Below are 13283 nucleotides of genomic sequence, written 5' to 3' on the forward strand. Positions count from 1 at the left end.
AAGCGCGCGGCCCGGGCCGCGCGCTTTTTTTTTAGGGGGCGCGAGCGTGAATCGGCCCACCGTCGGCTACCGGTCCGACAGGAAGCGCTCGAAGTGACTGTGACCGGCGGGCGTGACCCGCAGGACGCGGCGCTTCGCCGTGTTTTCGATCCATCCGTGCGACGCGCAGGCATCGAGAAACGCGGCGCCGAGCGCGCCGCCCAGATGCGCGCGCCGCTCGCTCCAGTCGATGCAGGTGCACGCGAAGCGCCGCCGCCGCGCGCGCTGCGCCTTCAGGTCGATGCCCAGCAGGGCGAACGCCTCCGCGCCTTCGGGCGTGGCGTCGAGCGCGGCCGGACCCTCTTCCTGCCGCGGCCCGGCCGAAAGCCAGTTGCGCCCCAGCATGCGATCGAAGATCCGCACGGCCAGTTCTCCCGCCAGATGGTCGTAGCAGGTGCGGGCATAGCGCATGTCGAGCGGCACCGCGCTCGGCGCGCGCTCCGGCGAGCGCAGCGGGGCGCTCGCATGCGCCAGGTTCGCGAGCGCCTCGATCGCCGCGGCGACGTCGGGCGTCGCGATGCGGTAATAGCGGTGGCGGCCGCTCACCTCCAGCGCGAGCAGGCCGCCCTCGGTCAGCCGCGCCAGATGGCCACTCGCCGCCGACGGCGACAATCCGGCGATCATCGTCAGTTCACCGGCCGGGCGGGCAGTGCCGTCCATCAGCGACCAGAGCATCGCGGCGCGGCCGGGGTCCGCGAGCAGGGCGCCGATGCGCGACAGCCCCGGAAAATGGCGTGCGCGGGCGTCTGACGCGTCGTGAGGTGCCGTCATGGTGTTTCCTCGGAATCGGGTCGTGTCGATACGATCCACTTTAGACGTTCCGCGCATCCGATGTTTCACCATCGGCCGAATAGTCGATGTACGCGCCGGGCATGCCCGCGCCGCCGCGCTAGAATGGGCGATTCGACATCCGGTTTGTTGCAAGGAAGAAACGCATGGTCAAGATCATTCTGGCGGCCGCCCTCGGTCTCCTCGTGCTCGCAGCGGGATGCACGGGCATGGCGGGTTCGTCATCGTCGTCGTCTTCCGGCGGCACGAGCGGAATCACGATGTACGGCACGATCGACGAGGGCATCACGGTGCGCAAGTAACGGCACCCGCGCTAAGCGTTGCGGCGGCGCGCGTCGCGTGACGCGGGTCTTTTTGCCGCTTCTATAATTCTGCTTTCCGCAGCTTTCATCCGCTTTCCAACCGCCGGGCCGCGCCCGGTCCGCGAGCCATCCATGAACACGCCGATCGCCTCTTCCAATACGCCCCCCGCTACCCAGGAACGCTCCGAAACGACGTTCCGCTTTCTCGCCGAACCGACCTCGGTGAACTTCGGCGGCAAGGTGCACGGCGGCGCGCTCATGAAGTGGATCGACGAAACCGGCTACGCGTGCGCGGCGATGTGGTCGGGCCGCTATTGCGTGACGGTGAGCGTCGGCAACATCCGCTTCAGGCGGCCGATCCTGGTCGGCAATCTGGTCGAGCTGCGCGCGCGTGTGGTCGCGACGGGCCGCACCAGCATGCACCTGCACATCTCGGTTCACGCGGGCGATCCGAAGGGCGGCGATCTCCAGCAGACGACCGATTGCCTAGTCGTGTTCGTCGCCGTCGACGAAAAGGGGCAGCCGGTGCCGGTGCCGGCGTTCGTGCCCGTCACCGACGAGCAGAAGCGCCTCGCCAAATACGCGATGGACGTAAAGGACGCGCTCGACGCCATCGTCGAACTGAAGCCGGAAGAAGTTGCGGCCGGCAAGGTCTGAAACGCGCAGGAACGTTCAGTTTCCAAACAAAAAACGCATTGTTTCGCTCAATGCCGTCGCAAAAATAAGACGCCTCTCATTCATCGACGAACGCTCGACGGGCATAGTGGCCGTCGTTCGCGCGGGTTCGGCCACTGGCCGGACGGCGCGGCAGACGCCACTTGAATATCGATGAAGGAGAGAGCATGAGCTGGGCTGCGGGCTACAACAATTCGGTTGCATACACCACCGGCTTTTACCAGGAACAGAGCCCGACGTGGCTGAAGGCCGCGCTCGTGATGCAGCGCATCGCGCCGCCCGCCGACGGCAAGTTCACGTACTGCGAGCTCGGCTTCGGCCAGGGGCTGACTTCGCTGATCCTCGCGGCGACGCACCCGGAAGGCGAGTTCTACGCATGCGACTTCAATCCGGTGCACGTGGTCGCGGCGTCGTCCATTCGCGACGACGCGAAGCTTTCCAACCTCACGCTGCTCGAAAACAGCTTCGGCCAGCTGGCCGACGGCGAAGCCGACCTGCCGATGTTCGATTTCGTGACGATGCACGGCATCGTCTCGTGGGTGTCCGATGAAACGCGTGCGCAGATCGTGCGCTTTCTCGCGCGCTATCTGAAACCCGGCGGCGTGGTGCAGATCAGCTACAACGCGATGGCCGCGTGCGCCCAGGTGCAGCCGCTGCAGCGCCTGCTCACCACGCACGCGAAAAATCGCGGCGAGAACTGGGCGGGTGCCGCCGCGTTCGCGCAGCAACTCGTCGAGCACGGTGCGCAGCATTTCCTGCGCAACCCGGATGCGGCCGCCCGCGTCAATTCGTTCGCGAGCGCCGATCCGCGCTATCTCGTGCACGAGTACATGCACGAGCAGTGGACGCCGTTCCACTTCACGGACATCGCGAAGGAACTCTCCGACGCCAAGCTCGTGTTCGCCGGCAGCGCGCGCTATGTGTTCATGTCGCCGGTGGCGTGGCTCACGAACGAGCAGAACGAAGTGATGAACTCGATCACCGATCCGCTTTTCGCCGAAGAGGTCCGCGATTATTTCTGCAACCGCTCGTTCCGGTCGGACATTTTCGTGCGCGGCAAGGTGGCGTTGAACGACGTGCGCCTGCGCGAGCACGCGAAGCACGTGCATCTGTGGGCCAATCCGAAGGCCGAATACCAGCCGGCGATCAAGCTCGAACATGCGACGGTGACGCGCAACGAAGCCGCGCACAAGCCGTTCTTCGACATGCTGCGCCGCTCGGAAATGACGCTCGACCGGCTCTTGGATGCGCCGGAACTGGCAGTGCACGGAATCGACGGGATCATGCAGATCGTGCGTCTTTCGCTTGCGGTCGGCGAGACGCACATCCGTTACGGCGACGTCCAGCCGCGCGCCGCGTCCGATCGCCTGAACAGCGTGCTGCTGGATCGCGCGGAACGCGGCGACAAGTGGGACGCGCTCGCGTCGCCGCGGTTTGCCGGCGGCGTGCCGGTGGGACTGCTCGACCAGTTGCTGATCGCGCCGCTCAGGAGCAAGCGCGATGCGAAGCGCGCGATCACGGGCGAGATCGACGAACTCGTCGCGCACGTGGAGCGATCGCTCGCCAATTCGGGGCTCAACCTGAACATCGGTTCCGAGCCGACGCCGCGCGAGCAGATCCCCGATGCGCTCAGGAAGATCATCGCCAATTCGGGCGACGCGCTGATCGCGCTGTGCGATACGAACGACTTCTGGCCGGCGAAGCGTTCCTGAGTCGACCGGAGCGCAGCGGCGCGCACGCCGCTGCGCTTTTTGCTTCTAGCGCTTGCCCACCATCTCCGCGGGCTTCACCCATTCGTCGAACTGCTGCTCGGTCACGAAGCCGAGCGCAAGCGCCGAAGCCTTCAGCGTCGTGCCTTCCTTGTGCGCCTTCTTCGCGATCTTTGCGGCCTTGTCGTAGCCGATATGCGGATTGAGCGCCGTCACCAGCATCAGCGATTCGTTCAGCAGGCTATCGATACGCTTCTCGTTCGGCTCGATGCCGACCGCGCAGTTGTCGTTGAAGCTCTGCGCGCCGTCGGCCAGCAGCCGGATCGACTGCAAGACGTTGTGCGCGATCATCGGACGGAACACGTTCAGCTCGAAGTTGCCGCTCGCGCCGCCGAAATTCACCGCGACGTCGTTGCCGAAGACCTGGCAGCAGAGCATCGTGACGGCTTCCGACTGGGTCGGATTGACCTTGCCCGGCATGATCGAGCTGCCCGGCTCGTTTTCCGGAATCGACAGTTCACCGAGGCCGCAGCGCGGGCCGCTTGCCAGCCAGCGGATGTCGTTGGCGATCTTCATCATGCTGGCCGCGACGGTTTTCAGCGCGCCGTGCGCGGCGACGAGCGCATCGGCGGCGGCCATCACTTCGAACTTGTTCGGCGCGGTTTCGAAGGGCAGGCCGGTGAGCTTGCCGATCGCGGCCGCCACTTTCACCGCGAATTCCGGATGCGCATTGAGCCCCGTGCCGACCGCCGTACCGCCGAGCGCCAACTGGTACAGGTGCGGCAGCGCCGCCTCGGCGTGGCGCACGCCCTGGTCGAGCTGCGCGACATAGCCCGAAAATTCCTGTCCGAGCGTGAGCGGCGTCGCGTCCTGCAGGTGCGTGCGGCCGATCTTCACGATGCCGTCGAACGCCTTCGACTTCTTGTCCAGGGTATCGCGCAGGGTCCGCAGCGACGGCACGAGGTGCTTGACGATTCCGTATGCCGCGGCGATGTGCATCGCGGTCGGGAACACGTCGTTCGACGACTGCCCGCGGTTCACGTCGTCGTTCGGGTGCACGAGGCGCTCCTCGCCGCGCTTGCCGCCCATCAGCTCGCTCGCGCGGTTGGCGATCACCTCGTTCAGGTTCATGTTGGTCTGCGTGCCGGAGCCCGTCTGCCAGACGGCGAGCGGGAATTCGTCCGGATGCTTGCCGTCGATGATCTCGTCGGCGGCCTGGATGATCGCGCGCGCCTTCGTGGCGTCGAGCACCTTCAGCTCCAGGTTCACCTCGGCGGCCGCGCGCTTCACGACGGCGAGCGCCGTGATCAGTTCCGGCGACTGCTTCTCGCTGGAAATCTTGAAATTCTGCAGGGAGCGCTGCGTCTGTGCACCCCACAGCTTCGCGTTCGGCACGGCGATCTCGCCGAACGTGTCCTTTTCCATCCGCACATCGCCCTTCACATCGTCTGTCATGGCTTCAACGCTCCTTCAAAGCTGCTCGTCGACGGGCAGCAACGTGAAAAGACCCGTCAGCGCGTTCCGGTAGAGGCCCGCTTGCGGATCGAAGTTGTACGTGACAATGCCGCCGTTCTCCTCCGTCGTCCAGACGAGCGGCGACAGCGGCGAACCGGTCGAGCGCAGTTGCGCGAGCACTTCCTGCGACGCCAGTTCGACCCGGTAGCTCGCCTGCGGCCGGATGCCATGATCGAAGAGGCTGGCGGCTTCCCCGGCAACCGGCTTGCTGTAGATTACGAGCGCGAGCTCGGTGTTCAGAAGCGCCGAGCGCGGATCGAGATTCATCGAGCCGATCACGAGAATACTCCGATCGATGACGTACGCCTTCGCATGGAGGCTCGCACGCGACTCCGAGCCGAACAGCCCGGCGCGCGGCCGTCCCTCTCCTTCGGCCTGGATCGGCTTGAATTCGTACAGTTCGACCCCGTTTTTCAGGAGCGGCACGCGATACGGCGCGTAGCCCGCCTGCACGGCGACGGCGTCGGTTGCGGCAAGCGAATTGGTCAGCACCGCGACGCGCACGCCGCGGCCGGTGAGCGCGGCGAGCGCCTTCACGCCGACATCGTGCGGCACGAAATAGGGCGACAGGATCTGGAATTCGCTGTGGGCGTCCTTGATGAGTTCGCCCAGCCGCTCCATCGGCGGGCTCTTGTAGTCGTCGCTCGGATGCTCGATCTTCGACGGCGAATCCGCCTCGAATTCCGTGCGCGCCCACACGAGCCCCATTTCGCCTTGCGCGATCTGCTGCGCGAGCGGCGTCTTGTTCAGCGGTTTCGCGTTGAGCGGATCGGCGTTCTTGCGCCAGTGCGCGCGCAGATCGTCGCGGGTCGTGTCGAGGTCGGCGGGATCGAACTTCTGCTTGTTCAGCGCGCGCAGCGGATACGCGAGCGAGCTGTTCCAGTAGTCGTCGAAGCTGTCCGAAATCCGGTGCGTGACCGGACCGGCGGCGAACACGTCGAGGTCGCGGAACTGCAGCGTCGCGCTCGCGCTGAAGTATTCGTCGCCGAGATTGCGCCCGCCGACGATCGCGATCTGATTGTCCGCAATCATCGACTTGTTGTGCATCCGGCGCGTGAACTGGCCGATCTTCGTGAAGAGGTTCTGCGTGCGCTTCGCGAAGCTCTCTTGCGCGCTGCCGAACGGGTTGAAGACGCGGATCTCGATCTTGTCGTGGGAATTGAGCGCCGCCATGATGCGGTCGATGTCCTTGAAATTCAGGTCGTCGACCAGCATGCGCACCCGCACGCCGCGATCCGCCGCATAGAGCGCGGCGCCGAGCAGCAGCTTGCCGGTGTTGTCCTCCTCGGCGATGTAGTACTGCATGTCGAGCGTTTTGGTCGCCGCGCGGGCGAGCGCGATGCGGGCCTGAAGGGCATCGGTGCCGCTCGGCAGGAGGCGCACCGCCGACTGGTCCGGGTGCGCGGCCTCGAGCGGGGCGAGGGCCGTGTAGAGCGGCGTTTCCGCCGTCGCGGGCAGCGCGTGGGAGACGGGGCGCTCGAACGAACTCGCGGGCGGGCGGCTCGCGCAGGCGGCGAGCATGAGCGCGGCGGCAACCGTCGCCCCCAGCTTGCGGTAGCGATCGAGACGTCGGGTGAACCGTGCGAAATCACGCTCTGCCGCGTGTGTTGCCGGTGCTGCTGCTGAAGGTTGCCTGCGTTCCGACACGTCGGGTCCTCTGGTTGGCCTGGCTCGAAGCATGGCGTGCGTGAAGCTCGAAGGTGCGCAAGGCGCCGCGCAAGTCCCGCGATGTAGCAAGGATCGTGCGCGCAAAGCGCCATCACGGAAATATTCTATTGGAATTCGAGGGGAAAAGCGGAAAACGGACGGTGGACGGCGGGATGCAGGCGGATTGCTGATGGGCTGCCGGACGGCAGCGCCAGGCGTACGGACGAAAAAAAGCCCGCTTCGGAAGCGGGCTCAACCCCTGTCACTGGAGTCTCAAGGAGACGCCATGATCGTAGCAACCGCCGCGCGCCGCTCCAACCAACGATGTCTGCTTTGCTTATTGGCGCGCGGGTAGGACGCTCATGCCGTCACGCGTGATGGTGCGGCGTGTTGCGCGCGCCCGCGGGTGCAGCCTCGTCCGCCTCGATCCCGCGTTCTACGATGCGCGCGCTCATCCGGTGGAACCGCAATGTCATCAGCGCTGCGACGCTCGCGAGGCCCGCGGCGAGCCCCCACCACAGCCCCTTGGTGCCCGCCTCGAAGTGGAACGCGAGCACGTAGCCCGTCGGAAAGCCGATGCCCCAGTAGCCGAACGCGGCGGCGAGCATCGGCACGCGCGTGTCCTTCAGGCCGCGCAGGCACCCGGAGCCGACCGTCTGCATGCCGTCGACGATCTGGAACACGGCCGCCACGCCCAGCAGCGAGGTCGCGAGCGCGATGGTCTGCGCGTTGGCGGGATCGTCCAGGTGCAGATAGAGGCCGACGATCGCATGCGGCGCCACGATCAGCACGAGCCCGGAGAGCATCATGAACGCGACGCCCAGCGCGATCGCGACGAACCCTGCGTGTCGCGCGGCGACCGGCACGCCCGCGCCGATCCAGTAGCCGACGCGCACGTTGGCCGCCTGGCCGATCGCGAGCGGCACCATGAACGCGACGGAGGCCACGTTGAGCGCGATCTGGTGCGCGGCGAGCGGCGCTTCGCCGAGCAGGCCGACCATCATGCCGGTCGCGAGAAAGAGCGTCGACTCGACGCCGTAGGTGATCGCCACCGGCCAGCCGATGCCGAAGAGCTCGCCCATCAGCGGCAGACGGGGCCGCGCCGCGACGACGAAATGCCGGTAACGCGGGCGCAGGTGCAGAAACGCGACGAGCGCGAACGCGGTGAGCCAGACCGTGATCGTGGTGGCCGCCGCCGAGCCCAGAAAGCCGTACTTCGGCAGGCCGTAGGCGCCGTGAATGAGCCCGTAGTTCAGGAAGCCGTTGATGAACACCCCGCCGATCGATACCCACAGGAGCCGCCGCGCCGCGCCGATCGCGGGCAGGAACGCGCGCATCATGCCGATGCCGATCAGGCTGCCGGGCGTGCCCCAGCGCAGCACCGCGCAATATTCGCCGACGTTCTTCGCGAGCGTCGCGGGCTCGTTGAACGCGAGCAGGATCGGTTCGGCGTAGCTCAGCAGCACGAACGCGGGGACCGAGAGCAGCACCGAGAGCAGGAGCCCCGTCCAGTAGATATGCGGCACGCGGTGCTCCGCGTTCGCGCCGCGCGCATGCGACACCGAGACGCTCACCGACGTCAGCACGCCCTGCAGCAGCGTGACGACGACGAAGAACAGGTTCGCCCCGAGGCCGCCGGCCGCGAGCGCGTCGGGGCCGAGCGAGCCGAGCAGGATCGTGTCGGTGACGCCCATCGCCATCTGCGACAGCTGCGCGATCGCGAGCGGCGCGGCGAGCCGCGCGGTATCGACGGCATGGCGGGAGAGCGTGGGCGGCGGGCTAGCCGCGCGGGTGAAGCCGGGTTGCATGTCGGATCAATGGAAAGACGGCCGCGCACGGTGCGCCGCCGGGCGCGCAAACGGCAGCGGGCGGGGCGAGGAGCCGTCGCCGGTCATGCACCGCCCGCCCGTTCGCGCTCGTGAAAACGGAACGAAAGACTGACTAGCTTATTGCTTGAGCGTCGACATGTCGATGGGAGCGCTCGAATGGCCGGAATTGCAGACGGGCGACAGGCGCGCGCACGCCGTGCTCAAACGGCTTTGCGGACCCGGATCGTCGAGCCGTCGAGCGACACCGACTGGCCCGCGCGGATCTTGCACGTCTTGCGCAGTTCGACCTTGCCGTCGACCTTCACGTCGCCCATCGCGACGCGCGCTTTCGCGGAACCGCCGCTGTCGGCGAGACCCATCAGCTTGAGCAGGTTGTGCAGTTCGATGAACTCGCCCGTGAGTGTGAATTCGAGTGGCGGCATGGTGGGCGGCGCCCGGAGCGTGAAAGGACGCCAATGATAAACCAGCGCGGGCACGCAGCGTGCTGAAAGCTCGGCAGGCCCCGCGGCGGGAAATGCGGCCGGGAAAGGCAAATGTAGCCAAGTGAAACGGTCGGTAACAATGACTGTTTTCGACGAACCCGATCGCCGCGGGCCGGGTCAGTATGAATGACCGTTGCAGTTCCGGTCGTTTGATCAATCGAAAAAGCCGGGCAGGCGCGAGGCGTTCAGCGCGCCTAACCCGGCGGAACATACAAGAGAGGAACAGCTCATGACTCACGTTCGAAATCTGCTGCTTGGCACGGCCTTTGCCGCCATCACGACAACCGCTTTCGCGCAGACGCAGCCCGCGCAGCCGACGGCCCCAGGCGCGGACGTCTCCGCCCAGATGTCGACGCAGATGCAGGCCGCCCCGGGCGTGCCGGGCGTGCAGCCGGAACGGCCGGCGCCGCAGGAACTCGTCGCGCCGGCGTCGAATGATCCGCTCGTCCAGAAGCGCAACGCGAATGCGCAGGCAAACGCGGAGTATCGCGCGTCGAAGAAGGCGTCGAAGGAGGAGCTGCGCGCAGCCAACAAGGACGCGAAGACGCAATACAAGGAACAGGTGCGCAACGCGAAGATCAACCGCAAGGCAGACAAGGCCGCCGCCACGGCCGAGCTGAACGCGGCCGAACCGCGCACGCCGAAGGACACGGGCCTGCAGCACTGAGCCTCAGGCACTGAAGCGTAGCGAGACATGACGGCCGCAGCCCGGCGGCCGTGCCGTATCGAATCAGAGGGAGGTTCCGATGAGCACGAAGACGAAAAAGCTGTGCGCCGCACTCATGGCCGGCGTGTTCGCCACGGCGGCGACGGCGTCGTTTGCCCAGACCAGCGCCGACACGCCGATGACGCACGCCGACAAGAAGGCGGCCAAGAAGCAGGCCGAAGCCGACAAGGACGCGGCCGTCGCGCAGGCGAAGGCCGACAAGAAGAAGACGGAAGCGCAATCGGAAGCGAACGAAGCCGCCGCCGATGCGAATCTGAAAAACGCGAAAAAGGCGCAGTAGGCAGGCGCTGTTGCTTCTCCGGAGCCCGGTCTGTCGAAGACCGGGCTTTTTCGTTCCCGGAGAGATGTTTTAGGGCCAAAAGCGTGACGTGACATGCACTTGCGTGCGCGGGTTGTATGGATATACAGTGTGCGTCACTTCGACCCACGAACGACGCTCCTCGCCCCGGCCCATCCCCGTGCTCACGCTCACCGACCCGACTCCCACCGCCGATTCCGTCGCGACCCAGGTTGCCGCGTACCTCGCGAAACTCAACGACGCGCAGCGCGAAGCCGTCGAATTCGGCACGCAGGAAGCGGGCGCTGCCGCCGGGCCCCTGCTCGTGATCGCGGGTGCGGGTTCCGGCAAGACCAATACGCTCGCGCACCGGGTCGCGCATCTGCTGGTGAAGGGCGCCGATCCGCACCGCATCCTGCTCCTGACGTTTTCCCGCCGCGCCGCGGTCGAGATGACACGGCGCGTGTCGCGCATCGCCATCAACGCGCTCGGCAGCAGAAGCGCGATCGCGCAGGGGCTCACGTGGTCCGGCACGTTTCACAGCGTCGGCGCGCGCCTTCTGCGTGATTACGCGGATCTCGTCGGGCTGTCGCCGTCGTTCACCATCAACGACCGTGAAGATTCCGCCGATCTCATGAATCTCGTGCGGCATGAACTCGGGCTGTCGGCGAAGGAGAAGCGCTTTCCCGCCAAATCGACGTGTTTCGCGATCTATTCGCGCGTGGTGAACACGGGCGCGACACTCGCCACCGTGCTCGATCAGGCGTATCCGTGGTGCCGCGAATGGGAGCCCGACCTGCGCCGGCTCTTCGCCGCGTACGTGAACGCCAAGCAGTTGCAAAGCGTGCTCGACTACGACGACCTGCTGCTCTACTGGTCGCACCTTGCCGCCGAGCCGTCCGTCGCGGCCGATCTGTCGAGCCGCTTCGATCACGTGCTCGTCGACGAGTATCAGGACACCAACAAGCTCCAGGCGTCCATCCTTCTCTCGATGAAACCGGACGGGCGCGGCCTGACCGTCGTCGGCGACGATGCGCAGTCCATCTATTCGTTTCGCGGCGCGACCGTGCGCAACATCCTCGATTTCCCGAATCACTTCGATCCGCCCGCGAAATGCGTGACGCTCGAGCGCAACTACCGCTCGACGCAGCCGATTCTCGAGGCATCGAATGCGGTGATCGGGCTCGCGTCCGAGCGCTACACGAAGAACCTGTGGACGGACAAGGCGTCGGCGCAGAAGCCGCGCATCGTTTCAGTGGCCGACGAGGCCGATCAGGCGCGCTATGTCGTCGAGAAGGTGTTGGAAGCGCGCGAGGCCGGCATGACGCTCAAGTCGCAGGCCGTGCTGTTTCGCGCCGCGCATCACAGCGCGGCGCTCGAGATCGAGCTCACGCGCCGCAATATCCCGTTCGTGAAGTTCGGCGGGCTGAAGTTTCTGGATTCGGTGCACGTGAAGGACGTGCTCGCCGTGCTGCGCTGGGCGGAGAATCCGCGTGACCGCGTGGCCGGGTTTCGGGTCGTGCAGCTGCTGCCGGGCATCGGGCCCGCCATCGCGGGGCGCGTGCTGGACAGGGTGGCGGAGCAGGGCGGCTCGACGGGCGATGCGCCGCAGGCGCTCGCGGCCTTCGCCGCGCCCGCGCGGGCGAGCGAGGACTGGCCCCGGTTCGTCGCGCTGATGGCGAAGGTCTGCGGGCGCGAGACCGGCTGGCCCGCCGAATTCGAGATGATCCGGCGCTGGTACGAGCCGCATCTGGAGCGCAATCACGAAGATGCCGCCATCCGCCACGGCGACGTGCTGCAGATGGAGAGCATCGCGTCCACGTATCCGACGCGCGAGCGCTTTCTCACCGAGCTCACGCTCGATCCGCCCGACGCGACGAGCGACGAGTCCGGCGTGCCGCTGATCGACGAGGACTATCTGATTCTTTCCACGATTCATTCGGCGAAGGGCCAGGAGTGGCGCAACGTGTTCGTGCTCAATGGCGTCGACGGGTGCATTCCGTCCGACCTCGGCACGGGCAGCGACGAGGAGATCGACGAGGAGCGGCGGCTGCTGTATGTCGCGATGACGCGGGCGAAGGAGGACCTGCACATCGTTACGCCGCAGCGGTTCTACGTGCACAACCAGACGCATCTGGGCGACAGGCACGTGTGGGCGTCGCGCACGCGGTTCATTCCGGCTCAGCTGATGGACGCGTTCGAGGCGTGCGCCTGGCCGCCGGTGCCGGTGGCCGCGGCCCCCACCGCGGCGGGGCTGGCGGCGGCCGCGCGGGCGAAGATCGATATCGCGGCGCGGCTCAAGGGGATGTGGGAGTAGGGCTTGCTCCCCTCCGGTTGCAGACGCGTGCAGGAGCGTGCAGGCGCGGTTGCCCGCGCCCAGTCAGGCTCGACGACGTAATGGCGTGCCGGAGCCCGACTTGTCCTGAACCCCGGCGGCAATCGCGTCGCCGTCTGCTTGCGGCGCGGCCAAACCCCTCACCGCGGCGCGCGCGACGTCTTCGGCGCCTTCGGCGGCGGCACGAAGATGCTGCGCAGCCATCCGGCGAATCGCGTGAAGCCGTCGTAGGGCTCTTCGACAAAAAGCTCGGGCCTCACCGAGCGCAGGTATTCCAGCACCTGCTGCGCCTCCTGCTTCTGAATCGAGCCGTGGAAAATGCCGAGCCGCAGCAGGCACCGCAATTCGCCCAGCTTTTCGCGCGCATTCGACCCCACGCTGTGTTCCACGGCGATCTTCGTCTCGTAGACGCGCTGACGCAGCGAGTCGGCCAGCCGCCAGGCGGGCGTCTGCATCCTCTCCTCGACCTCGGTGATATCCATGGCCGCGGACTTGATCTGCGAGGCGAGCACGTCGATCTGGGACATGTCGCCCTTCGCCTCGGTGACGATCGCCGTCGCCCACGCACGCGACGCCTTGACCAGGTCCTCGGCCGTCCAGTCGGAGCGGATCGCGAAACTGAAGCCGTGTTCGGCCGCCTGACGGATCAGGATTTCGACGACATCCGGAAATTCCTTGTCGAGCGCGCGCTTTGCCCAGGCGTACTGGCCGTGCTGCAGCATGCGCTGGACGGCCTGCTCGGTGAGCGGCGTGGGGTTGTCCAGGAGTTTCGCGCGGAGGAAGTCCTCGAAAGACGGCGTGACGAATTGCGGATCGATCTTGAGCGAAAGACGAACGAACGCCTCGAAGTCACGATGCAGCGAAGCAATCGTCTCGTCGCGAAGCGAAAGGGTGATTTGACGCATGATGGTTCCCGGTTCCGCGCTCAGAGCGAAGCTGATGGCGGGAGTACAGTCG

At 66.4% G+C, this 13283-nt stretch carries 12 protein-coding genes; 6 read left to right on the forward strand and 6 right to left on the reverse strand.

The genetic code is table 11. From position 1 onward, the window contains the following. Positions 1 to 66: 66 nt before the first annotated feature. On the reverse strand, positions 67 to 810 hold the full coding sequence (locus BG61_RS09190) for an ArsR/SmtB family transcription factor (protein WP_035925497.1): 744 nt from the start codon (positions 808 to 810) through the stop codon (positions 67 to 69). A gap of 164 nt (positions 811 to 974) precedes the next feature. Here BG61_RS09190 and BG61_RS43250 point away from each other — a divergent pair, with 164 nt between their 5' ends. The 3 genes from BG61_RS43250 to BG61_RS39185 all read left to right on the forward strand — a co-directional run bounded on the left by BG61_RS43250 (position 975) and on the right by BG61_RS39185 (position 3517). Continuing rightward, entirely contained in the window at positions 975 to 1130 is a 156-nt protein-coding gene (locus tag BG61_RS43250; protein WP_169743298.1) for a hypothetical protein, read from the forward strand. Positions 1131 to 1262: 132 nt separating this feature from the next. Continuing rightward, positions 1263 to 1787 carry an acyl-CoA thioesterase gene (locus BG61_RS09195; RefSeq protein WP_035925496.1) on the forward strand — a complete coding sequence of 175 codons (525 nt, stop codon included), beginning with the start codon at positions 1263 to 1265 and terminating at the stop codon, positions 1785 to 1787. Positions 1788 to 1972: 185 nt separating this feature from the next. Next, positions 1973 to 3517 carry a class I SAM-dependent methyltransferase gene (locus tag BG61_RS39185; RefSeq protein WP_051672392.1) on the forward strand — a complete coding sequence of 515 codons (1545 nt, stop codon included), beginning with the start codon at positions 1973 to 1975 and terminating at the stop codon, positions 3515 to 3517. Positions 3518 to 3562: 45 nt separating this feature from the next. Here BG61_RS39185 and fumC read toward each other — a convergent pair whose 3' ends face one another. The 4 genes from fumC to BG61_RS09220 form a co-directional block, all read right to left on the reverse strand. After that, positions 3563 to 4957: a class II fumarate hydratase gene (gene fumC / locus BG61_RS09205; RefSeq protein WP_129572035.1), complete on the reverse strand. Its 1395-nt coding sequence runs from the start codon at positions 4955 to 4957 to the stop codon at positions 3563 to 3565. A 27-nt stretch (positions 4958 to 4984) separates the two neighbouring features. Further along, positions 4985 to 6709: a phospholipase D family protein gene (locus BG61_RS09210; protein WP_081868019.1), complete on the reverse strand. Its 1725-nt coding sequence runs from the start codon at positions 6707 to 6709 to the stop codon at positions 4985 to 4987. Between the two features lie 335 nt (positions 6710 to 7044). Next, positions 7045 to 8484, reverse strand: a complete 1440-nt coding sequence (locus BG61_RS09215; protein WP_035925489.1) for an MATE family efflux transporter — start codon at positions 8482 to 8484, stop codon at positions 7045 to 7047. 221 nt (positions 8485 to 8705) lie between these two features. Continuing rightward, positions 8706 to 8927, reverse strand: a complete 222-nt coding sequence (locus BG61_RS09220) for an RNA-binding S4 domain-containing protein (protein ID WP_035925488.1) — start codon at positions 8925 to 8927, stop codon at positions 8706 to 8708. A 289-nt stretch (positions 8928 to 9216) separates the two neighbouring features. Here BG61_RS09220 and BG61_RS09225 point away from each other — a divergent pair, with 289 nt between their 5' ends. The 3 genes from BG61_RS09225 to BG61_RS09235 all read left to right on the forward strand — a co-directional run bounded on the left by BG61_RS09225 (position 9217) and on the right by BG61_RS09235 (position 12308). Continuing rightward, a complete protein-coding gene (locus BG61_RS09225; protein WP_035925486.1) occupies positions 9217 to 9654 on the forward strand; it encodes a hypothetical protein in 438 nt (145 codons plus the stop codon). 79 nt (positions 9655 to 9733) lie between these two features. Further along, positions 9734 to 9994, forward strand: coding sequence for a hypothetical protein (locus tag BG61_RS09230; RefSeq protein ID WP_035925483.1), 261 nt, complete (start codon positions 9734 to 9736; stop codon positions 9992 to 9994). A gap of 178 nt (positions 9995 to 10172) precedes the next feature. Then, a complete protein-coding gene (locus BG61_RS09235; RefSeq protein ID WP_081868020.1) occupies positions 10173 to 12308 on the forward strand; it encodes an ATP-dependent helicase in 2136 nt (711 codons plus the stop codon). 158 nt (positions 12309 to 12466) lie between these two features. Here BG61_RS09235 and BG61_RS09240 read toward each other — a convergent pair whose 3' ends face one another. After that, positions 12467 to 13231 (reverse strand): DUF4088 family protein, encoded by a 765-nt coding sequence (locus BG61_RS09240; protein ID WP_035925477.1) that lies wholly within the window; start codon positions 13229 to 13231, stop codon positions 12467 to 12469. Positions 13232 to 13283: the final 52 nt, after the last annotated feature.

It is taken from the genome of Caballeronia glathei (assembly GCF_000698595.1).
Classification (GTDB): domain Bacteria; phylum Pseudomonadota; class Gammaproteobacteria; order Burkholderiales; family Burkholderiaceae; genus Caballeronia; species Caballeronia glathei.

Bases quoted from the DNA above. Each gene is read 5' to 3' on its own strand.
- BG61_RS43250 (WP_169743298.1), top strand. From the start codon at position 975: ATGGTCAAGATCATTCTGGCGGCCGCCCTCGGTCTCCTCGTGCTCGCA.
- BG61_RS09240 (WP_035925477.1), bottom strand. From the start codon at position 13,231: ATGCGTCAAATCACCCTTTCGCTTCGCGACGAGACGATTGCTTCGCTG.
- BG61_RS09190 (WP_035925497.1), bottom strand. From the start codon at position 810: ATGACGGCACCTCACGACGCGTCAGACGCCCGCGCACGCCATTTTCCG.
- BG61_RS09195 (WP_035925496.1), top strand. From the start codon at position 1,263: ATGAACACGCCGATCGCCTCTTCCAATACGCCCCCCGCTACCCAGGAA.
- BG61_RS39185 (WP_051672392.1), top strand. From the start codon at position 1,973: ATGAGCTGGGCTGCGGGCTACAACAATTCGGTTGCATACACCACCGGC.
- BG61_RS09215 (WP_035925489.1), bottom strand. From the start codon at position 8,484: ATGCAACCCGGCTTCACCCGCGCGGCTAGCCCGCCGCCCACGCTCTCC.
- BG61_RS09220 (WP_035925488.1), bottom strand. From the start codon at position 8,927: ATGCCGCCACTCGAATTCACACTCACGGGCGAGTTCATCGAACTGCAC.
- BG61_RS09225 (WP_035925486.1), top strand. From the start codon at position 9,217: ATGACTCACGTTCGAAATCTGCTGCTTGGCACGGCCTTTGCCGCCATC.
- BG61_RS09210 (WP_081868019.1), bottom strand. From the start codon at position 6,709: ATGCTTCGAGCCAGGCCAACCAGAGGACCCGACGTGTCGGAACGCAGG.
- BG61_RS09230 (WP_035925483.1), top strand. From the start codon at position 9,734: ATGAGCACGAAGACGAAAAAGCTGTGCGCCGCACTCATGGCCGGCGTG.